The organism is Herbaspirillum sp. NPDC101397 (genome assembly GCF_044767325.1).
In the GTDB taxonomy this organism is placed as follows: Bacteria; Pseudomonadota; Gammaproteobacteria; order Burkholderiales; family Burkholderiaceae_D; genus Herbaspirillum.
Genome location: NZ_JBIWNS010000007.1, coordinates 187,459 through 210,996 on the forward strand (window position 1 = coordinate 187,459; position 23,538 = coordinate 210,996).

A 23,538-nucleotide genomic window follows, 5' to 3' on the forward strand; every position below is an offset into this window, starting at 1 on the left:
GCCATCGGCCGCAGCAGCAATATGATACGCTGTCCCTCCATCACGTTGCGGCAGGCGCCGGCCGGGTCTATCACCTTCGCCTCCGCCAGACCGCCGTTGGGGACACCTGTCATGCCGCTTCGCCTGCCACCGCTTTCTTCCCTGCGCTTCTTTGAAGCCGCCGGCCGCCACCAGAGTTTCAAGCTCGCCGCCGCCGAACTCAACGTCACTCCCAGCGCCGTCAGCCACGGCATCGTCAGCCTCGAACAAACCCTGGGCGTGGAATTATTCATCCGCGCGCCGCGCCGCCTGACGCTGACCCCGGCCGGCGCCGATTACCTGCGCTACATCTCCAAGGCCTTCGAGCTGATCGCCACCGGCACCCAACGCCTGCCCGACCGCCACGGCCGCAGCATCTCGGTGAGCTGCGCGCCGACGCTGGCGTCGCGCTGGCTGCTGCCGCGCCTGCAGGACTTCCGCACGCTGTGGCCGGACACCAACGTCACCGTCGACACCTCGCCGCGCCAGGTCAATCTGCCGACCGACGGCTTCGATTTCGCCATCCGCATGAGCCGCGCGCCGGTCGCCGATCCGGCATGGCGCAAACTGTTCGGCGAGCAGTTGGTGCCGGTCTGCAGTCCTGCTTGTCGCGACAGCCTGCGCGGACACGACGGCAAAATCGACCTGCGCCGCGCCACGCTGATCCACGTCACCCAGGCCAGCGAAGACTGGCAAACCTGGCTCGCCCGCACCGGCACACCTACCGGCGCCGGCGGCGTCGACGCCCTTCGCGGCTTGCATCTCGACACCATCCAGCTGGCTTTCGAAGCGGCCATCAGCGGCCTCGGCGTGGCGCTCGGCCGGCGTCCGCTGGTCGACCGCGATCTCGCCAGCGGCGTTCTGGTGGAGCTGAGCAAGGAGCTGCACACCGGACTGGTCGACGCCGAAACGGCCTACTGGCTGGTCAGTGCCGAGGACGCCCCTGAGCGTGCCGACGTGGTCGGATTCCGGCGCTGGCTGCTGGCCGAGGCGCAGGGGGCGGCGCACGCGGATTCACCTCACTGAACGAGGGTGCGCGGCATGAGTGAGCCCCGCTCACTCATCGTCAAAATCCTTTCCTTTGTCGCCGGATTGCGCCGCTGCTAATGTGCGGTTCTGTGATCGCAACGGAGACATCCATCATGTCAGCATCCATCGGGCCAATCGAGCCAACCCCGGCTCCCCTTTCCCGCGCCGGCAATCCCGCGCTGTGGGTCGTCATCGCTGCCGCACTGGTGCTCAGCGTCGTCATGGGCACGCGCCAGACCTTCGGTCTGTACATCAATCCGTTTTCCTACGATCGCGGCTTGCCGGTGACGGTGATCGCCTTCGCCATCGCTCTGCACAATCTGGTGTGGGGCTTCGCGCAGCCGTTCGCCGGCGCCGCTGCCGACCGTTACGGCGCCACGCCGGTGGTGGCGTTCGGCGCCGTCACTTTTGCCGCCGGCCTGGCGCTGGCGGCGGTGGCGCCGTCCGGCCTGCTGCTGATCATCGGGCTGGGCCTGCTGGTCGGCATCGGCATCAGCTGCACCAGCTTCGGCGTGGTGCTGGCCTCGGTCGGCCGCGTCGCCACGCCGCAGCAGCGCAGCATGGCGATGGGCATCGCCAGCGCCGGCGGTTCGCTCGGCCAGGTGTTGCTGGTGCCGTTGGCGCAAACGTTGCGCGAAAGCGCAAGCGTATCGGTCTCGCTGTTCGTGCTGGCTGCCATCGCGCTGGCGATTGCGCCGGCCGGCGTGATCCTGGACCGGGGTCGCAAAAAATCCTGTGCGCCTGTATCAGCAGCGCACACCGCCGCCGAGCCGGCCACGTCATCGCTGAAAGAAGTGCTGGCCCTGGCCGGCCGCCACCGCGGCTATCGCCTGCTGACCATCGGCTTCTTCACCTGCGGTTTCCAGCTGGCCTTCATCGGCACCCACCTGCCCGGCTACCTGACGCTGTGCCACATGCCGCTCGGCCTGGGCGCAACCGCGCTGGCGCTGATCGGCCTGTTCAACATGGCCGGCAGCTGGGGTTGCGGCTGGCTGGGCGGACATTTCCGCCAGCAGTATGTATTGGGCTGGCTATACCTGATCCGCAGCGGCGCCATCGCCGCGTTCCTGGCCTTGCCCAAGACCAGCGCCTCGGTCATGGTGTTCGCCGCCGTGATGGGCCTGACCTGGCTGGGCACGGTGCCGCTGACCAGCGGACTGGTGGCAAAGGTGTTCGGCACGCGCCACCTCGGCACGCTGTTCGGCGTGTGCTTCCTGAGCCACCAGATCGGCTCCTTCCTTGGCGCCTGGCTGGGCGGCTACATGTTTGACCTGACCGGTTCGTACACGATGGTGTGGGGCGCGACGGTGGCGGCCGGCTTGCTGGCGGCGCTGCTGCACTTCGCCATCAACGACAAGCCGGCCGATAACAGCCCGGGCATGCTGACGGCGGCGCTCAGCTGAAAGCAGGCTTGTAGAAATGCAGTGCGCGCAGTACTCGCAAGGTACTTGCGCGGCGGTGGAAAAACCGGGTGCGGCAAAACCCTTTAAAATCGTCCGCACCCGTCATCCATGCAGCCAGCCGCCCTGCGTTCACTTCATGCTCGCCATCTTCAATGTCGTCTTCCCGGTCTTTGCGCTGATCTTCCTCGGCTATTTGTGCCGCAAGCGCAATATCCTCAGCGTCAACGCCGCCAGCGAGCTGAACCGCTTCGTCATCTACCTGGGCTTGCCGGCGCTGCTGTTCGACTCGATTGCGCGGCTGACGCCGGCCGACTTCAGCAACCTGCGCTTTATCGCCGTGTTCGCCATCGGCATTGCGGTGGTGTTCGTGCTGACCGCCTGGATCAAGTATCGCCAGGGCGCGGCGGCCGGCGACATCATCATCGACAGCCTCGGCACGTCGTACGCCAACGTCGGCTTCATCGGCATTCCGCTGTGCCTGCTGGCCTTCGGCCGCGACGGCATGCCGCCGGCCGTGATCGCCATGGTGATGACCGCCTGCCTGCTGTTCGCCATCGCCATCGTGCTGCTGGAAATCTGCCTGCACGCCGAAAAGCACATCGGCCGCAGCCTGCTCAAGACCGGCCACTCGCTGATCCGCAATCCCATCCTGATCGCGCCGATCCTCGGCAGCCTGGTGGCGGCCGGCGGTTATGTCTTGCCGACCGGCGTGCAGCAATTGTTCAAGCTGCTGGGCGCCGCCGCCAGTCCCTGTGCGCTGGTGTCGCTGGGCCTGTTCCTGGCGCAGCCGATCGACAATAAGCAGACCGGTTCGGTGAGCCTGCTGGTCGGCTTCAAGTTGCTGCTGCATCCGGCCATCACGGCATTGTTCGCCTACTGGATTTTGCCGCTGCCGAAGATGTGGGCCGACACCGCTCTGCTGTTGTCGGCCATGCCGATCGGCACCGGCCCGTTCATGCTGGCCGAGCTGTACCGGCGCGAAGCGGCATTGATGTCACGCGCCATCCTGATTTCCACCACCACGTCGCTGCTCACGATCTCGCTGATCCTGGCGTGGATAGCACATTGAGGAATTTCTTTCGCATGAAAATCCAGATCGCCTCCGACCTGCATCTCGAACGCATGACGCCGTCGTTCCCCGGCTATCGCGCCATAGAGCCGACCGACGCCGACCTGCTGATCATCGCCGGCGACATCCACAATGGCGATGCAGCGATTGCCGCCTTCGCCGGCTGGCCGGTGCCGGTGCTGTATGTGCACGGCAACCACGAGGCCTATGACGCACAGTACCCGCAAGTGGTCGAAGATATCGGCCGCAGCGCGCAAGCCTCGGACGGGCGCGTGCGGCATCTCGAAAATTCGGTTGTGATCGAAGACGGCATACGCTTCCTCGGCTGCTGCCTGTGGACCGACTATGCCCTGCAACAAGAAGGGACGCCATCGCTGACGCTGGACGCGGCGATGGAACAAGCCGGCAAGATCCTGTTCGACCATCGCGTGATCACCATGCCGGGCGGCGCGTTGTTCACGCCGCAGGATGCCTTGCAATTGCACCGGCGTTCGCGCACCTGGCTGGAGCAGCAACTGGCGCAGCCTTTCGACGGCAAGACCGTGGTGATCACGCACCATGGTCCGCATCCGCAATCCATCCATGAGCGCTTCGCCGGCTCGGCGCTGAACCCCGGCTTCATCAGCGATCTGACGCCGCTGCTGGCGCGGGCGGATCTGTGGGTGCACGGCCATGTGCATGACAGTTTCGATTACACGGTGGCAGGCTGCCGCGTCGTGACCAACCCGCGCGGCTATGCGCTCAACCTGAAGCAGGCGGCGACATTGGAAGATATTGAGTGGGAGAATCCGGCCTTCAATCCGCAACTGGTGGTCGAGATCTAGGCAAGAAGAAGAAGAAGAAGAAGAAGAAGAAGAAGCGGATGGCCGGACTCAGCGCGCGCTGAACTCCAGCGTGGTGACGAGCGTGTCGTTCTTTTCCTGCAACAGCTCGGCGAAGCGCTCGGCCGGCACCGGCGGGCTGAACAGATAACCCTGCATCTCGTCGCAGCCGTGCTGGCGCAGGTAGGACAGCTGCTCCTCGGTTTCCACGCCTTCCGCGATCACGTGCAGCTTGAGGCTGTGCGCCAGCGAAATGATGGACACCGTGATCGCCGCATCGTCGGCGTCGAGCGTGATGTCGCGCACGAAGGACTTGTCGATCTTGAGCACGTCGATCGGGAATTTCTTCAGGTAAGACAAGCTTGAATAGCCGGTGCCGAAGTCGTCGATCGACAGATGCACGCCGAGGTCCTTGAGTTCGCGCAGGATGCCGATGGCGTGTTCGACGTCAGTCATCACCAGGCTCTCGGTCAGTTCCAGTTCAAGGAAGTCAGCGTCCAGCCCGGTCTCCTGCAACACCTTGGCGATCGACGAGACCAGGTCCTTCTGCACGAACTGGCGCACCGACAGATTGACCGAGACGCGCAGAGTTCCCAGCCCGGCTTCCTGCCATGCGCGCGCCTGTGCGCAGGCGGTGCGGATCACCCATGAGCCGATCGGCAGGATCAGGCCGGTCTCTTCGGCCAGGCTGATGAAGCGCGCGGGCGACACCATGCCCAGCTCCGGATGGTTCCAGCGAATCAGCGCCTCCATGCCGACGATGCGGCCGCTGCGCAGATTGATCTTGGGCTGGTAATGCAGCAGGAATTCATTACGGTCCAGCGCGATGCGCAAATCTCCTTCGATGCGCAAGCGCTCCAGCGCCTGCGCGTTCATGGCCGGCGTGTAGAACTGATAGTTGTCGCGGCCGCTTTGCTTGGCGCGGTACATGGCGATGTCGGCGTGCTTGACCAGCACCTCGGCTTCGCGGCCGTCATCGGGATAGGCCGCCACGCCGATGCTGCAGGTCGGGAAGAAGGTATGGCCCTCGATCGTCATCGGCGCCGCCACGGCCTCCTGGATGCGATGCAGGTGGCGCGTGTCGAGGCCGATGCCGGTGTATTCGGACATGACGATGACGAACTCGTCGCTGCCCAGCCGCGCGATGGTGTCGGTGTCGCGCACCGCGGCGCGCAGGCGACCGGCGATGGTTTTCAGCAGCAGGTCGCCGGCCTTGTGGCCGAGCGTGTCATTGACGAACTTGAAACGGTCGAGGTCGACGAACACCACCCAGAGCGAACGCTGGTAGCGCTCGGCGTAGGCCATCGCTTCTTCCAGCACCTTGCGCAGCATGTTGCGATTGACCAGGCCGGTCAGCACGTCGCGGTTGGCCTGGAATTCCAGCTCCGCCTCATAGCGCTTCATCGAGGTGATGTCGTACAGCGCCGCGACGAAATGCGTGACCGTGCCCTGCTCGCTCTTCACCGGCGCGATGTACAGATCATTCCACACCTCGGCGCCGCTCTTGTTGTGGTTGCGCAGCACGACGTTGCCTTCGCGCTGCTCGCGCATGGCGCTCCAGATTTCCTCGAAACCGTGGGCATGGCCATCGGCGTTGTCGCTTTCCAGCAGGCGGATGCTGTGCCCGATCACTTCGCCGGCGCTGTAGCCGGTGATGCGCTCGAACGCCGGATTGACGTATTCGATCGGATAGTCGGGCGCAGTCGCCTGCATGATGATGATGGCGTTGGCGCTCGCTTCGATGGCGCGCTGGCGCAGCTGCAGCGCGTGCTCAGCCTGCTGGCGCGCCTGAATGTCTTCCTTGAGCAGCACATTGGTCAGGCGCAGCTCGGCGGTGCGTTCGTCGACGGTGCGCTGGATGCGCCGCGAGCGCATCGACAGCGTGTACAAATAGGCCGCCGCCAGCAGCGTGAGCAAGGTACCGGCGCCGAGGATCAGCAGCGAGCTGGAATGATTGGCGGTCAGCGGGATCGGCGCCGATTTGGCTTCCAGATGCCAGGGCTGGCCGGCGATGTTGAAGGTGCGGCGGATGCGCACCGGCTTGCGGTAACCGAGCCACGACGGCAGCAATGTTTTGGCGGCGGTGCTGTCGCTGCGGTAGACCAGGTCGGCCGGATCGGCGTGCTCGCCGATGTAGACGCTGACGTCGACGTCTTCGCGTCGCAGCGGGCCGACCGCGCTGAAAATCCGTTGCAGCAACACGCGTGCATGAAACACCGCCGTGGTGTCGCCGATCACCGCCGCCTGGCGCTGCGCCAGGGTGTCGAGCGGCATGCCGGCGCGGTACACCGGCATCAGCACCAGCAGGCCGCGTTCATTGGTGGATGCCTGAGCAAGCCGGAACGCGCCGGTCGATACCGGCTTGCCGCTGTCGATGGCTTGCTGCAACGCCTGCATGACGGTGGCGTTGGCCGACATGTCGAGGCCGAGCGCGGGACGGTTGCCTTGCAGCGGTTCGAGGTAGTCGACCACCAGGTAGCGCTCGCGGATCGGCGAAGGCACAGTCTTGCCTTCCACCAGCGCGCTGATGCCGAACCCGGGGTAGCGCGCCTGCATGGCGTTCTCGAAACCGGCGCGCTCGCCGCGTGTGACGAAGCGCTGGAAGCTGAACGCCTGCACGTGCGAGTACTTCTCGATCAACGGCGCGGTGAAGGTGTGGAATTGCTCGCGGGTGGGATTGTCGACGGTGGCGAACAGGCGGTTGATGACGGTCAGCACCTGTACCGCTTCTTCCAGTCCGCGTTGCAGCGTGGTCACGCGCAGCAGCGCGCGCCGCTCGAAGTCGAGATTGAAGGCATCATCTTCCAGCTTGCATGTCGCGAGGAACAGCAAGGCGGTCACGCCAAAGCCGATGACCAGTGTCAGCGACACCGAGATCGAGGCTCCTACGCGTTTGATCGCTTTGTACATGCGGGGATGACATTTTTCGTGACCGGTATGAAGCCATCATAAACGCGCCACCCTCTGCGCAGACGCATTATTGATTAATTTTTTTCCAACTTTATTGAAGGAAAGTTTACCGCGATGGGAGCGCCGGAAGGCTTCACTAAAACTGCGCAGGGCTGTCCTACAGAGAAAACTCCGGGCCGGTGCAGCACCTCACCAGAACGGGGCGCGCCGCAATGCAAAACGCGCCACAAAATGCGGCGCGCTGTTGTGTCCTGCAGGAAAGTTTACTGACAGGCGCAATGCTGCAACTGCGGCATTTTTACCACGCAGCGTGCTTGCCTTAGGGCCTGTTAACAATCAATTTACGAATGCGAACGCGCGGCAGGCGTTGACTGCCTGGGCGCAGCGACGCGTCGTAGCGGTGCTACCGAAGTTGCAACACCTTGGAGTTGCAACTTCGGCAGGCGACGCCTGCAACCGTTCCCGAAGGGTTGTTATCAGGCCCTAGTCTGCCGTTGTTCTTGCTCAATCGCCTGCGCCTGCATGAATGCCGTGAAGGAACGTTCGATGGTGGCGCGCTCGATGTCCTTGGTGATGAACACGATGCGCGTGCGGCGGTCTTCCGACGGCCAGGCAGGCAGCGTCACGGTCGGGTGGAAGATGTGCTGCACGCCATGGATCACGGTCGGCTTGTCTTCGCCCTCGAGATTGATGATGCCCTTGATGCGCAGGATGTTCTGGCCCTTGAAACCGACCAGCAGACTCAGCCATTCGTCGAACAGATGCGGCGCGATCGGCTGGTCGAAACTGAAGCAGAAGGCGCGGATGTGATCGTCGTGGCGGTTGATGTCGTGACCGTGGTCGTGGCCATGGTGATGATGGCCGTGCGCATGATCGTGGTCGTGCGCATGCGGCGGCTCGTACGCTTCTTCGCTGAGCCAGCGTTCGACGTCGGGGGTCTTGTCGGCGGCGCGGAACAGGCCGGCGTCGAGCAGTTGCTGCGGCGCCACCTGGCCTTGCTGCGACAGGATTTGTTGCGCTCCGGGATTGATCTGCTTCAGGCGCGCCTGCAGATCTTGCAGCGCGGCCGCATTGGCCAAATCGCTCTTGGTCAGCAGCAAGCGGTCGGCAACGGCAGCCTGTTGCACCGCTTCAATATGGTTGTCCAGCGTGGCGTCGCCGTTGACCGCATCGACGGTGGTGATGACGCCATCGAGCCGGTATTTCGACGCAATGAAATTGTCGGTCATCAAGGTGTGCAAAATCGGGATCGGCGACGCCAGTCCGGTGGTTTCGATGATGACGCGGTTGAACTTGCGCTTGCCGCCTTCGGCAAAACGCCAGGTGATGTCCTTGAGGGTTTTCTTGAGGTCGCCGCGGATGGTGCAGCACAGGCAACCGCTGCTCATCTCGACCACGACTTCATCCTGGCTGTGCGCCACCAGCAAATGGTCGAGGCCGATTTCGCCGAACTCGTTGATGATGACCAGCGTGTCCTTCAACTCGGGCTGGGCCACGAGATAGTTCAGCAGCGTGGTCTTGCCGCTGCCGAGAAAACCGGTCAGCAGCGAAATCGGGATCAGTGCGGGCGTGTCTTGGGTCGTTTGTGTCATGCGCGGGTCCGCTTCAGTCATTGTCGTGCGACGGCAGCAAATGGCCCAGCTTGGTGGCCTTGGTGCGCAGGTAGCGGATGTTGAACGGATTGCGGTTTTCCACCAGCGGCACGCGTTCCAGCACCTCGATGCCGTTTTCCACCAGGGCGTTGACCTTGCGCGGGTTGTTGGTCATCAGGCGCAGGCCCTTGATGCCGAGATGTTCGGCCATCGGCACCACCATGGTGTAGCGCCGCATGTCGGCCGGGAAGCCCAGCTGCAGGTTGGCTTCGACCGTGTCGGCGCCGCCGTCCTGCAGATGGTAGGCGCGCACCTTGTTGAGCAGGCCGATTCCGCGGCCTTCCTGGCGCAGGTAAAACACCACGCCGCGCTTTTCCCTGGCGATGCGGCGCAGGGCGGCTTCGAGTTGCGCGCCGCAATCGCAGCGCTGGCTGAACAAGGCGTCGCCGGTCAGGCATTCGGAATGCACGCGCGCCAGCACCGGTTCGCCGTTGCCGACGTCGCCCAGCACCAGGGCCAGGTGTTCCTTGCCGGAAACGTGGTCGACGAAGGCGTGCAGTTGGAAAGTGGCCCACGGCATCGGTAATGCGCAGGAGCTGACGAATTCCAGGTTTTCTTCCGGAATGACGACGTCTGTTTCGATGTTTTCTGGTGACGACATGATGAACCTATGTAATTGCCTGGCGCCGTAATTTGGCGCAACCGCCTATCTTACAACGGGGCTCCGTTTATTTCAGGCTGGCCCGCGGTTCTTCAAGCCCGGAGCGGCGTTTTTTGTTGTAAACGCAAGCGCGGCCCGAAGGCCGCGCTTGCTTCACCACTGTATGGAACCGCTCAACGGTCGCGATTCTTGCCCGGCAGCATGCGCACCAGCAAGGCGCCCAGCGAGGCCACCGTTGCCAGACCGACCACGCCGATCCAGCCCCATTGCGCCAGCAGCAGGCTGCCCAGCGCCGCACCGGCCGCCATGCCGACGAACATGCCGACAAACAACACGGCGTTAAGACGGCTGCGGGCGCCCGGTTCGATGCTGTAGACGATGGTCTGATGCGCCACCAGGGTGGCCTGCACGCCAAGGTCGAAGCCGATTGCCGCCAGCGCCAGCAACCACAACTGACCGCTGGTCGAGAAGGCCGGTCCGAACGCCATCGCCACGAAGGACAGGATCGCCAGGCCGATGCCAAGGCGGGTCACCAGCTCAGGACCTTTCTTGTCCGAGATGCGGCCGGCCAGCGGTGCAGCCAGCGCACCGGCCGCGCCTGCCAGGCCGAAGGCGCCGGCGGCGGCGCTGCCCAGATGGAATGGCGCGGCATGCAGCATCACCGCCAGCGTCGACCAGAAGGCGCTGAAGCCGACCGACAGCAAACCCTGCGCCAGTGCGGCACGACGCAGCGCCGGATGCTTTTGCACCAGCTTGCCGAGCGAGCCCAGCAAGGCGCCGTACGACAGGTGCGTGGTGGCCTTGAAGCGCGGCAGGCCGCGCCATGCGGCGACGCCGATCAGGGCGATGCTGACCGAGGCGGCCACGAACATGCTGCGCCAGCCGAAATGCTCGGCGACGAAGCCGCTCAGCACGCGCGACAGCAGGATGCCGAGCAGCAAACCGGTCATCACGGTGCCGACCACCTTGCCGCGATGTTGCTCCGAAGCCAGCGTGGCGGCGGCCGGGACGATGTCCTGCGCCAGCGTGGCCGACAAGCCGATCGCCAGGCTGGCGACCAGCAGCACCGCGATACCCGAGGATGCGCCGGCCAGCAGCAAGGCGCCGGTCAACACGGCGGCCTTGATCAGGATGATGCGGCGGCGATCGTAGCGGTCGCCCAGCGGGGCCAGCAGCAGGATGCCGAGCGCGTAACCGAGCTGGGTCAGCATCGGCACCATGCCGATGGCGCGGTCGGAGGCGCCGATGTCGGCGCCGAGGATGCCCAGCATGGGCTGCGAGTAATACAGCGAGGCCACGGCCAGGCCGGCGCCGGACGACAACAGCAGCATCAGCGAGGCCGGCAGCTGGTTGACAGGCGCGGCGGGCACGGCCGTCGCGCTGTGACTTGTATGCGTGTTCTGAATGGAAGACATGATGGCTACCCCTTTATTGGTTTGACGGAGTGGAGTTTGCGCGCCATTGCTGCGCTGCGGTAGTGGCATCGCATGCAGAATTGTTATACGCTCTACGTATGAGCAAAGCGACCCTTTCGGCTTCGGCCGCCCTTCCGCCGTCTTCCAGCACCGCCGACCGCATCGAGCTGATCCAGACCTTCGTGCGCATCGTCCAGGCCGGCAGCCTGTCGGCCGCTGCGAGCCAGCTCGGCACCACGCAGCCGACCATCAGCCGCCGCCTGCAGCTGCTGGAGCGCTCGCTGGGGGTGCGTCTGTTGCAACGCTCCACCCATGCCATGAAGCTGACCGAGGACGGCGAGCGTTGCTATGAGCGCGCGCTCGACCTGCTGGCCGGTTGGGAATCCTTCCAGTTCGACGTGCGCGGCGCCGGCGTCGAGGCCGAGGGTTCGCTGCGCGTAGTGGTGCCCAACGCCTTCGGGCAACGGCAGCTGATCGCGCCGCTGGCCGAATTCATGCGGCGCCACCCCGGCATCACGGTGGAATGGCTGCTGTACGACCGCGTCGCCGATTTCATCGCGCACGGCATTGACTGCGCGATTCAGGTCGGCGAAGTCAGCGATCCTTCGGTGGTGGCAATCCGGCTGGCCGAGGTGCCGCGCATGATGGCGATCGCGCCGGCGCTGCTGGCGCAGTATCCGGCGCCGGCTCACCCGCGCGACCTGGCGGCGATGCCGTGGCTGGCGATCCCGCAGTTCTACCGGCGCGACGTCACGCTGAAAAATACCGTCACCGGCGAAGTCGCCGAGGTGGCGTTCCAGCCGCGCCTCAGTTCCGACAGCCTGTATGCGCTGACCAACGCGGCGGTCGAAGGCGTGGGGCTGCTGCTCGGCTCGGCCTGGCTGCTGGCGGAGCACATGGAGCACGGCCGGCTGGTGCCGCTCTTGCCCGAGTGGGAAGCGGCGCCGCTGCCGGTCTCGATCATCTATCCGTATGCGCGCTTCTATCCGGCGCGGCTGCGCTACTTCATCGACACCATGCGCGAGGCGATGCCGGCGGCGGTGGGCAGCGCGGCACGCTGGCCGGCGCGCTGAGTTATTTTTTTACGGATGGGACGCCTGGAATGCCGACGCGGATCAATTCCGAAAAGCGCGCATCGTTCCCTGCCGCCAGCGCACGCTCGGTAATGCGGCCGCGCGCATGCAGCGTGGCGTAGTCGAATCCCGGCGCCAGACCGCCGACGTCATGGGCGTATTCCGCCAGGTAGCCTGAAGCCAGCAGGCGATAGTCGAACGGCAATTGCGGATTGATGGCGCGCGCCAGATCGAACACGATGGTCGTGCAATTGCTGGTCAGGGTGTTGTAGAAGGCCGGCTCGCGTTCGAGCTTGGCGGCTTCACCGGCATAGCCGACGAACAGCTTGCGCAAGGTGGCCGGCTCGACCTGCAGGCGATAGAAATACACATCCTCGCCGCGTACATTGCTGCGCACGCGCACGATGTCGCGCTCGTCGCTGGCCACCAGCACCGTCTCGAATTTGCGGAAGAAGCCACCCAGCGCCGAAAAACTCTCGCCCTTTTCCTTGCGGATCTCCACCGAAAACGTCAGGTAGCGGCCGTCGTCGAAACCGAACGACACCAGCGTGTGCGCAATCGCCGGTCCCATCCAGTACGACAGCACCAGATCGGCCGTGACCAGGCGGTTGAGATCGTAGTCGCGGGTTTCCCAGCGCACGGTGTAATCGGTCTCGCTGCGCCAGTCGAAGTTGCGCACGTTGGTCAGGCGCGCGTGGTTGCCGTCGATGTCGATGTGCAAAAGGCGCGCAACGTCGTCGGCCCAGACGCGCTCATGCGAGGGCTTGAGCGTGCTCCACCAGCCCAGCATGCCCGCGAACAGCACGGCAAAGCCGAGCAGCGGCCGCCAGCGTCGCCGCCACAAACCATTGAGCGCAGCCAGCACCGCCAACACCAGAACGACGACCGCGACCGTCCGGATCTGCGCCGGCGCCTGCAACTGATACCACAAGGCGAAGCCGGCCCACACGCCGGCCAGCGTGGTCAGCACGCTGAGCAGGAGGCACACCGCGATGAAGAAAAATGTGCGGACGCGACCGCCCTGCTCGTTCATGCGATTCACTGCCGCCGCATCACCATCTGCACCGATCCCTGGCCGTGGCATTCGAACGCCAGCGAGACGTCGGTCAGCAGCTTGGCAGTACACGTGGTCTGCTGGTCGAGCCAGCTCAGCGTGCTGCCGCTGACGGTGCCGCTGGCGCTGATCGGCACGGTCGGGAAGTTGCCTTCCATGGTGCCGGTGATGGCGGCCTTGCCCGCCGCGGTGGTGGCAAAGCTGAGCGTCCAGCGCTGCGCCGAGCCGAATGAATTGTTGCCGGCGCCGGCCCACTGGCCGTCAAACTGCGTCGGCTTGAGTTCGGGGTTCTCGGGCTTCTTTTCCACCGGCACGGGCGTCATCGCGACCTGCTTGCATACCTGGCAAGTGATCTCGGTGATGTTGGCGCGGCTGATCTGCTTCTGGCCCCAGATGGTGTCGACGCCGGTATTGCCGTTGACCAGCACGTTGAAATACGGCGTGCCGTCGACGTAATAGTTGACCTTCGAACAAGCCGGTGCGGACGAGGTAAAGCGCAACTCCGACGCATACGAACCGAGGGTGGTCGCCTCCACCGGCTTGACCGCAATTGAAGCGGAGCACGTGCCCACGCTCTGCTGGCAATCGCAACTCGGTTCGGCGGCGCGTGCAGAAGGCGCCGCAAACGCGGCGGCAACCAACAAGAACGGCAGCAAGGCCGTTTGAACGCGCCTATGAGATCGCTTGATCTGATAAAACAATTCCATCATCGTTGACTCCCCCTTTTTGGATGCCGGCCCTCCGAGGCTGACACTTTTTGCTTGCAACACCGTCGGGCCATGGTACACCGCCGTGTCGCGGACACCATGCGCCGCGTGGGCGGCTGCGGCGGATCGCATGATTCCGGACGGCATCCCCAAGCTGAACACATGCTGAGAAAAACCTGACGCCCGCATGACCGGATTGTCATATGTTCGTCATGCTTCTGTCCGACAGCGCGGCGCAGAATGTGTTCCACGATGACCGCGGCCCCCCTTCACATTACCCCCTCTAGCCCTGCAGTCTGCATGGCTGACTGCGGTCGTCGCCTGACTTTTTGGAGAACACACCATGCGTAAATTATCCCTCGCCTTCGCCGCCCTGGCCCTCACTACCGCTGCCGGCGCCTACGCCGAAGCCCCTTATCCGGTCGACCAGCCCTTCGTTTCCAGCGTCAGCCGCGCCCAGGTCAAACAGGAACTGATCCAGGCCGAGCAGCAAGGCCAGATTGCGGACGGCGACAACTATCCCGCCACCACGCAAGCGTCATCGCATCTGAGCCGCCAGGACGTGCGCCAGGATTTGCAGCACGCGCAGAACATGCATGACGACGCCACGTACGCCGGCGCCTGATGACTGATCAGTAACGGAAGACTCCGGCTTCGCGGTACGTGATGCGAAACCGGCAAAGGCAACACCAGCGGCTGTGGCGCGCGTGATGGGTAGACATCAGCGCGCGCCGGCCGCATCATCCATCCTGACCGTCGCCTGCCGGTCACGGCGTCACAGAATCACAAACATGCCTCCCGATCCAATCCGGATTCCGGCTACCTATACTTTGGTTTAAGTCGTCTATCGCCGGCGAATTGCTTGCTTTATACTGGCCCGCAACACTGACCGCCGGCGGACTCCTGACTCGTGTTTCCCAAGAGCAGCGCCAGCTTCGCAAGCGTGCAGACAACAATAAATCCCAGAGAGTCTCCTCCATGTCGGAACCGGAACGTATGTCGCTGCTGCAGCTGATGGCCGGTGTGCTCGCGCTGGCGATCTTCCTGGTCGACGCGCTGACGCCGCTCGATATTGCCATTGCCGTGCTGTACGTCGCCGTCATGCTGATCGCCGTGACCGCCTGGCCGCGCCGCGGTACGCTGGTGGTGATGGCCGGGTGCATGTTGCTGACGGTGGCGGCCTATGTCATTTCCTACGGCTTCGCGATTGTCGGCGGCTCCTTCGCCCGCATGCTGGTGAGCATCGTCGCCATCGCCGTCACCACTTTCCTGGCGCTCAAAGGCCAGGCCGCCACCAGCCGCCTGCTGTTGCGCGAGGAGGCGCTGAGTCGCGCGCAAGCGCAATTGACCCATGTCACGCGCGTCACCATGCTGGGCGAACTGGCGGCCTCGATCGCGCATGAAGTCAATCAACCACTGGCGGCCATCAACGCCAACGGCGAAGCCTGCCTGCGCTGGATCGACCGGCCCCAGCCGGAACTCCAGGAAGTGCGCGCCTCGGTGGTCGGCATGCTGGAAGACGCCACCCGCGCCAGCGAAGTGATCCGCCGCGTGCGCGTGCTGTCGCGCAAGAGCGAGCCGAGTTACGCGCCGCTGGCGATCAACGCCATCGTCGCCGAAAGCGCGACCCTGGTGCAGCGCGAACTGGCGCGCCACGACGTGCGCCTGACGCAGCGCCTGACCAACGGCCTGCCGCTGGTGCACGCCGACCGCGTGCAGCTGCAACAGGTCATCATCAATCTCATGATGAACGGCATGCAGGCCATGGAAGACATCCCCGCGCCTCAGCGCGAACTGGTGCTGGAAACCTCGCTGATCGGCGACGACCGCGTCGCCGTCACGGTGCTCGACTGCGGCCACGGCATCGCGCCGGCACACCGCGACAAGCTGTTCGATCCGTTCTTCTCAACCAAGGCCGAAGGTATGGGCATGGGCCTGCCGATCTGCCGCTCGATCATCGAATCGCACGGCGGGCGCATCAAGGTGATCGACGGCGTCGACCACGGCGCGGCGCTGCAGTTTTCGCTGCCGTCCATCTGATTTCATTGTTAACCTGACCGCCATGACCGCCGTGACTACCTCCGACAAGCTTGCCGACAGCGCCATGGTGTTCGTGGTCGACGACGATGCCGCGATGTGCAAGGCGGTCAGCAACCTGCTGCGCTCGTGCGGTCTGCAGGCCGAAACCTTTTCTTCCGCCGCCGAGTTCCTGCAGCGCAAGCCCTACCCTGGCCCGGCCTGCCTGGTGCTCGACGTGCGCCTGCAGGGCGTCAGCGGGCTCGACTTCCAGGTGGAATTGCAGCGCAGCGGCAACGCCCTGCCGATCATCTTCATGACCGGCCACGGCGACATCCCGATGAGCGTGAAAGCGATGAAGGCCGGCGCGGTCGACTTCCTGTCCAAGCCCTTCCGCGACCAAGATCTGCTCGACGCCGTGAACCACGCTCTTGAGCGCAACCGCGCCAGCCTGGCCGAGGACAAGAACAGCGCCGACCTGCGCGGGCGCTTCGCCACGCTGACCGCGCGCGAACGCGAAATCATGGGCCTGGCCGCTTCCGGCCTGATGAACAAGCAGATCGCCGGCGAACTCGGCACCAGCGAAATCACGGTCAAGATCCATCGCGGCAATGCGATGAAGAAGATGCAGGCCAGGAGCTTCGCCGATCTGGTGAAGATGGCGCAGGCGCTGGGACTGCCTTCCTGACCAGCACGGCCCACCGCAAAGCCACGCCGGAAGCGGCTTTTCGGCCCTAATACCATCGTATGATTTCGCCGCCGTAGCAAACCCTCTATTCTGATTGCAAGCGATGGAGCTCTTCAGCTCCGTCCATGCAACCGGATGCTTCAATTGACCACACCCAACCTACGTACCATCGGCATAGTGGATGACGATCCCTTTGTGCGCACTGCCGTTTCCCGCCTGGTGCGCTCGCTCGGCATGCAGGCGCAGGCGTTCGCTTCGGCCGAGGAATTCCTGCAGCAGCGCGGTTTCGAGATCGTCGACTGCGCCATCACCGATGTCCAGATGGGCGGCATGAGCGGCCTCGAGATGCAGGACCAGCTGCTGGCCGACGGCTGCCGGCTGCCGCTGATTTTCATCACCGCCTTTCCCGAGGACAGCATACGCCGGCGCGCCATGGCGGCCGGCGCCAGCGGATTTTTCAGCAAACCCTTCAACGCCGGCGAACTGGTCAGTTGCATAGAACGTGCACTGGCCGCAGATACAGTTGCAGATACAGTTGCGCCGGACCGGCAACATGACAAGGATCCATCATGACTTTCGACGTCCAGGCGCGCAGTTTCCTGTCCACTACTCTGGCGCCGCGACGCCTGCCCGGCCAACGTTTTCAGGCGGCCGCCGCCGGACTGTCATGGCAGTTCCTGCGGCGTCATTCGCGCTGGTCGATCTACGCGCTGCTGCTGCTGGTAATCGGCGCCAGCATCGCCTTGTCGGTGGTGATGGAGCGCACCGTCGGCGACATCCGCCACCGCACCGAACAGATCGCCGCAGACCATGCGCCGGACGGCGCCAGCCTGGAAGACAACAGCGCCAGCGCCCTGATGATGGGCACCGCCAATGACGTCATGCGCATCACGCGCCTGGTGCATCTGTTCGACCTGCTCGCAGTGCTGACTGCCGGTTTCATGATTTATCACATCCGCGCGCGCCTGCGCACCGAGTCGCAGCTGGCGCACCAGGCCGATCACGATCCGCTCACCGGCCTCGCCCACCGGCGTTCCTTCGAACGCCGCCTGCGCCAGTTGCCGGCGCATGCGCACACCGTGGTGCTGGGCACCATCGACCGTTTCGAACGCGTGGTCGGCGGCTTCGGCCATGCCTTCGGTGACCGCATGATGCAGGACGTGGCCGAACGCATACGCGTGTGCGCCGAGAACTTCGGCGCCGAAGTCTATCGGCTCGATGGCGCGAATATCGCGATCCTGTTCCGCACGTCGCAGAGTCATCCCTCGTTCGAGGAAGCGCTGCATGCCTTGCAGGTACAGATGCGCACACCCTTCATCAGCGAGCGCCATGAAGTGGTGTCCAGCCTGAGCCTGGGCTACGCCGAATATCCGCGCCACGGCGCCGAGGCCGCGCGCCTGCTGAAGAACGCCGATGCCGCTCTGCAGGCGGCGCGCCAGTCGGGCGGCGATGCGCGGGTGGGCTATTCGGAAGACCTCAACGCCCAGGCCGACCTGCGCCTCGACCTGGAAGCGCAACTGCGGCACGCGGTCGAGCGCGGCGAACTGGAACTGCATTACCAGCCGCAGCAATCGCTGAGCAGCAACCGTCTGGTCGGCTTCGAGGCGCTGGTGCGCTGGCGCCGCAACGGCGAGCTGGTGGCGCCGGACAAGTTCATCCCGCTCGCCGAAGAGACCGGCCTGATCATCGGCATCGGCGAATGGATCCTCTACGAAGCCTGCCTGCAAGGGCAGCTGTGGAAGCGCATCACCGGCAACGACCTGACCATGGCGGTGAACATCTCGCCGCGCCAGTTCAATCATCCCGGCTTCTTCGACATGGTGCGGCGCGCGTTGGCCGACACCGGCATCGCGCCGCACAACCTGGAACTGGAAATCACCGAAGGCGTCATGATGGACAACGTGCAGCGCTCCATCGAGCTGCTGTGCAAGTTGCGCGGACTGGGCCTGAAACTGTCGATCGACGATTTCGGCACCGGCTATTCGAGTCTGGCCTACCTGAAGCGCTTCCCGATCACCAAGCTCAAGATCGACCAGTCCTTCATCCGCGAACTGCGCCCGCAGTCGGAAGACGCCGCCATCGTCCAGGCCGTGATCGGCCTCGGCCACAACCTCGGCGTCGAAGTGATCGCCGAAGGCGTGGAGACGCCCGAGCAGCGCGAATGGCTGCGCCAGTGGTCGTGCGATGAAGTGCAGGGTTATTTGTACGGTCGTCCGCGTCCGGCCAATGCAACGCCGCAGGAATTGTTCGCCCTCGCGGCGTGAACAAGCCGGCGCAGCGAATAACGCAGAGAGAATAAAAAAGCGGATCTGCCGTACTGCGCAGATCCGCTTTTTTTCGCCTTGCTTCAGCCCGGCTTCGGGCTGATGTCAGGCTTGTTTCAAACGTGTTTACTTCACCGAAGCCAGTGCCGCGTTGAGCGTGGCGCTCGGACGCATGACTTCGCTGACCTTCTTCGGATCGGCCAGGAAGTAGCCGCCGATGTCGACCGGATTGCCTTGCACTGCCTTGAGTTCGCCGGTGATCTTGGCTTCGTTCTCGGTCAGTGTCTTGGCCAGCGGCGCAAACTTCGCCGCCAGTTCGGCGTCTTCCTTTTGCGCTGCCAGTTCCTGCGCCCAGTACATCGCCAGGTAGAAATGGCTGCCGCGGTTGTCCAGCTCGCCGGTCTTCGGCGAAGGCGACTTGTTGTTGTCCAGCAGCTTGCCGGTCGCGTCGTCGAGCGCCTTGCCCAGCACTTGCGCCTTCTTGTTGCCGGTCTTGATGCCCATGTCTTCCAGCGACACCGCCAGGGCCAGGAACTCGCCCAGCGAATCCCAGCGCAGATGGTTTTCTTCCACCAGTTGCTTGACGTGCTTCGGCGCCGAACCGCCCGCGCCGGTTTCGTACATGCCGCCGCCGGCCATCAGAGGCACGATCGACAGCATCTTGGCGCTGGTGCCCAGTTCCATGATCGGGAACAGGTCGGTCAGGTAGTCGCGCAGGATGTTGCCGGTCACCGAAATGGTATCGAGACCGCGGATGACGCGTTCCAGGGTGTAACGCATGGCGCGCACTTGCGACATGATCTGGATGTCCAGGCCCTTGGTGTCGTGATCCTTCAGGTAAGTCTCGACCTTCTTGATCAGTTCAGCTTCGTGCGGACGGTACGGGTCGAGCCAGAACACGGCAGGCATGCCGGAGTTGCGGGCGCGGGTGACGGCCAGCTTGACCCAGTCGCGGATCGGGTCGTCCTTGACCTGGCACATGCGCCAGATGTCGCCTTGCTCGACGTTTTGCGTCAGCAGCACTTCGCCTGTTGCCAGGTCGACGATGTTGGCCACGCCGTCTTCGGCGATTTCAAATGTCTTGTCGTGCGAACCGTATTCTTCCGCCTTTTGCGCCATCAGGCCGACGTTAGGCACGGTGCCCATGGTGGTCGGATCGAAGTTGCCGTTGGTTTTGCAGAAGTTGATGACTTCCTGGTAGATGCGGGCGAAGGTGCTTTCCGGGATCACCGCCTTGGTGTCTTGCGGCTTGCCGTTGGCATCCCACATCTTGCCGCCGATACGGATCATGGCCGGCATCGATGCGTCAACGATCACGTCGTTCGGCGCGTGCAGGTTGGAAATGCCCTTGGCCGAGTCGACCATGGCCAGCGACGGACGGTGTTCGTGACAGGCGTGCAGGTCACGGATGATTTCTTCCTTCTTCGACGACGGCAGGGACTCGATCTTTTCGTACAGGTTGACCAGGCCGTTGTTGACGTTCACGCCCAGTTCGTCGAACAGCTTGCCGTGCTTGGCAAACGCTTCCTTGTAGAAAATCTTGACGGCGTGGCCGAACACGATCGGGTGCGAGACCTTCATCATGGTCGCCTTGACGTGCAGCGACAGCATCACGCCGGTCTTGCGTGCATCTTCGAACTGCTCTTCATAGAAGTCGCACAGCGCCTTCTTGCTCATGAACATGCTGTCGATGATTTCGCCGGCTTTCAGGGCAACCTTGGCCTTCAGGACCGTGGTCTTGCCGCTCTTGCCGATCAGTTCCATCTTGACGTCGCGTGCGGCGCCGATGGTCATGGACTTTTCACCGTGATAGAAGTCGCCGTGGGTCATGTGCGCCACGTGCGAACGCGATGCCATGCTCCATTCGCCCATGCTGTGCGGGTGCTTGCGGGCGAAGCGCTTGATCGATGCTGGTGCGCGGCGATCGGAATTGCCTTCGCGCAGGACCGGGTTGACGGCGCTGCCGAGCACTTTGGAGTAGCTCTTCAGGATTTCTTTTTCTTCGTCGGTCTTCGGATCTTCCGGCACATCAGGAATGGCGTAACCGCGCGATTGCAGTTCGCGCACGGCGGCTTGCAACTGCGGCACCGAGGCGCTGATGTTCGGCAGCTTGATGATGTTGGCGCTTGGGTCCTGGGTCAGCTTGCCCAGTGCGGCGAGGTTGTCGGGAACGCGTTGTTCAGGTGTCAGACGGTCCGGGAATTCGGCCAGAATCCGCGTGGCCACCGAGATATCGCTTTCAACAACGTTGACGCCGGCCGGCGCGGTGAACGTTCTGATGATGGGCAGCAGAGAGTAGGTCGCCAGCAGTGGCGCCTCATCAGTCAGCGTATAGATGATGGTGGAATTATCAGTAGTCACGGTGATGTCCTTGCGGGGTTGGTGTTTGATGAGCCGTCTGGGAGGCTGCCGCACCATCAAGGGGGCCGGACGAGGCGAAGCGGACGATACGGGTAGTACCTGGCTTGCCTGCCCGACGGCGCAATGCGTCGGATTGATGTTGCAACAACTTCATATTGTATTGGCACTTCCTTTCATGAACCTGTAAGGAAGCAAGGGCGTTTCCTGCTGCCACTGCCTGAGCACCAACACAAAAACAACCGGTATTTTAGCCCGAAACCGTCGAAAACCGTTGAAGACCGGGCCTGAAGGCTTCGAAGAATGCCTTGCCGGACTGCATCTTTGGCGTCCGGTTGCCCGACGAAGCGGTCATCGGCGTCCAAATCCTGCCAAACCACCGCCATTTCCCGCCCTTGCGCCCACTCAGAAAAACTTGCCGCCGCCGCTGTCCGTATAGCGCGCCAGAATGGCAGCAATCCGCGCCAGGCCTTGCTTGAGCAGGCGCGGCCCAGCGCCGAGAATGAAATCTCCAAAGCCCGTCCGACTCAACCTGACTTTTTAACCGGAGCACATCATGACCCTCAACATCGGCGACGTCGCCATTCCCGACAGCAAGCTGGCCCGCGAAATCACTGAAGCCGTGCGCGACACCGTGTCGCCGCTGCTGTTCCACCATTCCAGCCGCGTGTTCTATTTCGCGGCGCTGGCCGGACGCCGGCGCGGCCTCAAGTTCGACCCGGAACTGCTGTATTGCGGCTGCATGTTCCATGACATGGGCCTGAGCCACAAACACAGCAGCGCCTGCGAGCGCTTTGAAGTCGACGGCGCCAACGCCGCGCGCGACTTCCTCGACAGCCGCGGCATCGGGCAAGGCGACATCGACACCGTGTGGAACGCCATCGCCCTGCACACCACGCCGGGCATCCCGCAGCACATGCACCCGGTGGTGGCGCTGGTGACGGCCGGCGTGGAAATGGACGTGCTGGGCATGAAGTACGAGGAATACAGCGATGCCGAACGCGAGGCGGTCGTGCTGGCGCACCCGCGCGGCGACAATTTCAAGGAAGACATCATCCAGACCTTCTACGACGGCATCCGCCACAAACCCGCCACCACTTTCGGCAACGTCAAAGGCGACGTCATCGCCGACAAGGAACCGGCATTTGCACCCGGCAATTTCTGCGGCGTGATCCGCGGCTCGGCCTGGGCGGCCTGACCCTGCTCAGTCGTTCAATCGCCGGCCGGCAGCGCCGCGACGATGCTGCGGAAGGCCGCTACCGTCAGTGCCTCGTCCTGCTCGTTGCCGTGGTCGCTGAGCTTGACGATGATGGTGTCGCTGACCGGATCGATGTAGACGTATTGGCCGTGAATGCCGATCGCGGTGTAGTCGCGCGGTGCGCTGCCGCCATCACGCGCGGCGGGTTGACGCGGCAGCCACCATCCGCGGCCGTAAGCGAAATCGGCATCGGCCGCGCCGACTTCCGGCGGCCGTTGCATCCATGCCGCCGGCAATACCTGGACGCCACCGGCGCGTCCCTGGCGCAAATGCAGCAGGCCGTAACGGGCGAAATCGACGGCGCGGGCATTCACGCAGCAAAAGCTTTTTTCCACGCCATGCTTCTTGTTGTCGACGCTCCAGCTGGCGCCGTAGGCTGCGCCCATCGGCTGCCATAGTTTGCGTTCAAGATAGCGCGTAACCGGCTCGCCGGTGGCCGCCGATAGCACCATGCCGAGCAGCAGGTAATCGACGCTGCGATAGGTGAATCCCTGTCCCGGCGTGAACGCAGTCTTGTCCAGCCCACGCACGAAACGCTTCAGATCCGTGGTGATGTACATGAAGGCGATCTGCGAAAACACGCTGTCGTACTTCTCTTCGACGCGCACGCCGGAACGCATGTTGAGCAGGTCGTCGACGGTGAGCGTCGCGAATTTCTCCGGCAGGTCCGGCACATACTTGCGCACCGGATCCGACAACGCCGTGATCTTGCCTTCGGCCAGCGCCACGCCGACCAGGTCCGACAGCATCGACTTGGCCACCGAATACGACGGGAACACCGTGGCGCGCTGCGCGCCCAGCGGATAGTGCTCGTAGACCAGGCGACCGTGCCGCACCACCAGCAAGGCATTGGTATGGGTGTCGCGGAGGAAGCCGGCAAAGTCGATGCGACCGCCGTCGCGCCACGCCACTTCGGGCGCAAGATCGATCTTGCGCTCGTCAAACACGGCCGGCACGGGGGCGGCCGCCACCGGCGCAGCGTCGAAATATTCCCAGCTGCGCGAAGGCGGCTGCCAGTCCAGCGCCAGCCCGATCAATGCCGGCGGCGATGGCAGGCGCGCCACGCCGGTGGCGGCGTAGGACAAGGCAATCAGGACCAGGGCGGCGCCGATGGTGCGGGTGGTTCTGGTAATGCCGGAGGAAGTTTGCTTTGGAACGGGCTGCGATTGCCTTGTTGTGCTCATATCGTACTTACCTTGATC

19 protein-coding genes are annotated in these 23,538 nt (G+C 63.9%); 11 read left to right on the plus strand and 8 right to left on the minus strand.

Going from position 1 to position 23,538, the window contains the following annotated elements:
* Window positions 1-111: 111 nt before the first annotated feature.
* From ACIROW_RS18190 to ACIROW_RS18205, 4 genes are all read left to right on the plus strand, one after another.
* The gene (locus ACIROW_RS18190) at window positions 112-1,044 is read left to right on the plus strand and encodes a LysR substrate-binding domain-containing protein (RefSeq protein WP_402277855.1); all 933 of its coding nucleotides are present in this window, start codon (window positions 112-114) and stop codon (window positions 1,042-1,044) included.
* A 116-nt stretch (window positions 1,045-1,160) separates the two neighbouring features.
* Entirely contained in the window at window positions 1,161-2,450 is a 1,290-nt protein-coding gene (locus tag ACIROW_RS18195; protein ID WP_402277856.1) for an MFS transporter, read from the plus strand.
* 136 nt (window positions 2,451-2,586) lie between these two features.
* On the plus strand, window positions 2,587-3,519 hold the full coding sequence (locus tag ACIROW_RS18200) for an AEC family transporter (RefSeq protein ID WP_402277857.1): 933 nt from the start codon (window positions 2,587-2,589) through the stop codon (window positions 3,517-3,519).
* A gap of 14 nt (window positions 3,520-3,533) precedes the next feature.
* On the plus strand, window positions 3,534-4,343 hold the full coding sequence (locus ACIROW_RS18205) for a metallophosphoesterase (protein WP_402277858.1): 810 nt from the start codon (window positions 3,534-3,536) through the stop codon (window positions 4,341-4,343).
* 48 nt (window positions 4,344-4,391) lie between these two features.
* Here the strand turns inward: ACIROW_RS18205 and ACIROW_RS18210 are convergent, their stop codons facing one another.
* From ACIROW_RS18210 to ACIROW_RS18225, 4 genes are all read right to left on the minus strand, one after another.
* Complete coding sequence (locus ACIROW_RS18210) at window positions 4,392-7,250, minus strand: EAL domain-containing protein (RefSeq protein WP_402277859.1); 2,859 nt, start codon at window positions 7,248-7,250, stop codon at window positions 4,392-4,394.
* Between the two features lie 476 nt (window positions 7,251-7,726).
* Window positions 7,727-8,842 (minus strand): CobW family GTP-binding protein, encoded by a 1,116-nt coding sequence (locus ACIROW_RS18215; RefSeq protein ID WP_402277860.1) that lies wholly within the window; start codon window positions 8,840-8,842, stop codon window positions 7,727-7,729.
* A 13-nt stretch (window positions 8,843-8,855) separates the two neighbouring features.
* Complete coding sequence (gene ribA / locus ACIROW_RS18220) at window positions 8,856-9,503, minus strand: GTP cyclohydrolase II (protein WP_402277861.1); 648 nt, start codon at window positions 9,501-9,503, stop codon at window positions 8,856-8,858.
* 173 nt (window positions 9,504-9,676) lie between these two features.
* Entirely contained in the window at window positions 9,677-10,918 is a 1,242-nt protein-coding gene (locus tag ACIROW_RS18225) for an MFS transporter (protein ID WP_402277862.1), read from the minus strand.
* 98 nt (window positions 10,919-11,016) lie between these two features.
* Here ACIROW_RS18225 and ACIROW_RS18230 point away from each other — a divergent pair, with 98 nt between their 5' ends.
* Window positions 11,017-11,991 carry a LysR substrate-binding domain-containing protein gene (locus ACIROW_RS18230; protein WP_402277863.1) on the plus strand — a complete coding sequence of 325 codons (975 nt, stop codon included), beginning with the start codon at window positions 11,017-11,019 and terminating at the stop codon, window positions 11,989-11,991.
* Between the two features lies 1 nt (window position 11,992).
* Here ACIROW_RS18230 and ACIROW_RS18235 read toward each other — a convergent pair whose 3' ends face one another.
* Together ACIROW_RS18235 and ACIROW_RS18240 are read right to left on the minus strand one after the other, a co-directional pair.
* Complete coding sequence (locus ACIROW_RS18235; protein WP_402278045.1) at window positions 11,993-13,024, minus strand: DUF4105 domain-containing protein; 1,032 nt, start codon at window positions 13,022-13,024, stop codon at window positions 11,993-11,995.
* A 5-nt stretch (window positions 13,025-13,029) separates the two neighbouring features.
* Window positions 13,030-13,755, minus strand: a complete 726-nt coding sequence (locus ACIROW_RS18240) for a hypothetical protein (protein WP_402277864.1) — start codon at window positions 13,753-13,755, stop codon at window positions 13,030-13,032.
* Window positions 13,756-14,095: 340 nt separating this feature from the next.
* Between ACIROW_RS18240 and ACIROW_RS18245 the strand changes: the two genes are divergently transcribed.
* The 5 genes from ACIROW_RS18245 (at window position 14,096) to ACIROW_RS18265 (ending at window position 18,720) form a co-directional block, all read left to right on the plus strand.
* Entirely contained in the window at window positions 14,096-14,377 is a 282-nt protein-coding gene (locus tag ACIROW_RS18245) for a DUF4148 domain-containing protein (protein WP_402277865.1), read from the plus strand.
* A gap of 353 nt (window positions 14,378-14,730) precedes the next feature.
* A complete protein-coding gene (locus ACIROW_RS18250; protein WP_402277866.1) occupies window positions 14,731-15,792 on the plus strand; it encodes a sensor histidine kinase in 1,062 nt (353 codons plus the stop codon).
* Between the two features lie 22 nt (window positions 15,793-15,814).
* Window positions 15,815-16,456 (plus strand): response regulator transcription factor, encoded by a 642-nt coding sequence (locus ACIROW_RS18255; protein ID WP_402277867.1) that lies wholly within the window; start codon window positions 15,815-15,817, stop codon window positions 16,454-16,456.
* 144 nt (window positions 16,457-16,600) lie between these two features.
* Window positions 16,601-17,029 (plus strand): response regulator transcription factor, encoded by a 429-nt coding sequence (locus ACIROW_RS18260; protein WP_402277868.1) that lies wholly within the window; start codon window positions 16,601-16,603, stop codon window positions 17,027-17,029.
* Window positions 17,026-18,720 carry a putative bifunctional diguanylate cyclase/phosphodiesterase gene (locus ACIROW_RS18265; RefSeq protein WP_402277869.1) on the plus strand — a complete coding sequence of 565 codons (1,695 nt, stop codon included), beginning with the start codon at window positions 17,026-17,028 and terminating at the stop codon, window positions 18,718-18,720. The genes ACIROW_RS18260 and ACIROW_RS18265 overlap by 4 nt, the downstream gene beginning before the upstream one ends.
* A 126-nt stretch (window positions 18,721-18,846) precedes the next feature.
* On the opposite strand, the gene ACIROW_RS18270 is transcribed toward ACIROW_RS18265, so the two are convergent.
* Window positions 18,847-21,081 carry an NADP-dependent isocitrate dehydrogenase gene (locus ACIROW_RS18270; protein WP_402277870.1) on the minus strand — a complete coding sequence of 745 codons (2,235 nt, stop codon included), beginning with the start codon at window positions 21,079-21,081 and terminating at the stop codon, window positions 18,847-18,849.
* Between the two features lie 553 nt (window positions 21,082-21,634).
* Here ACIROW_RS18270 and ACIROW_RS18275 point away from each other — a divergent pair.
* Complete coding sequence (locus tag ACIROW_RS18275; protein WP_402277871.1) at window positions 21,635-22,276, plus strand: HD domain-containing protein; 642 nt, start codon at window positions 21,635-21,637, stop codon at window positions 22,274-22,276.
* 14 nt (window positions 22,277-22,290) lie between these two features.
* Here the strand turns inward: ACIROW_RS18275 and ACIROW_RS18280 are convergent, their stop codons facing one another.
* Entirely contained in the window at window positions 22,291-23,520 is a 1,230-nt protein-coding gene (locus tag ACIROW_RS18280; protein WP_402277872.1) for a serine hydrolase domain-containing protein, read from the minus strand.
* Between the last annotated feature and the right edge of the window lie 18 nt (window positions 23,521-23,538).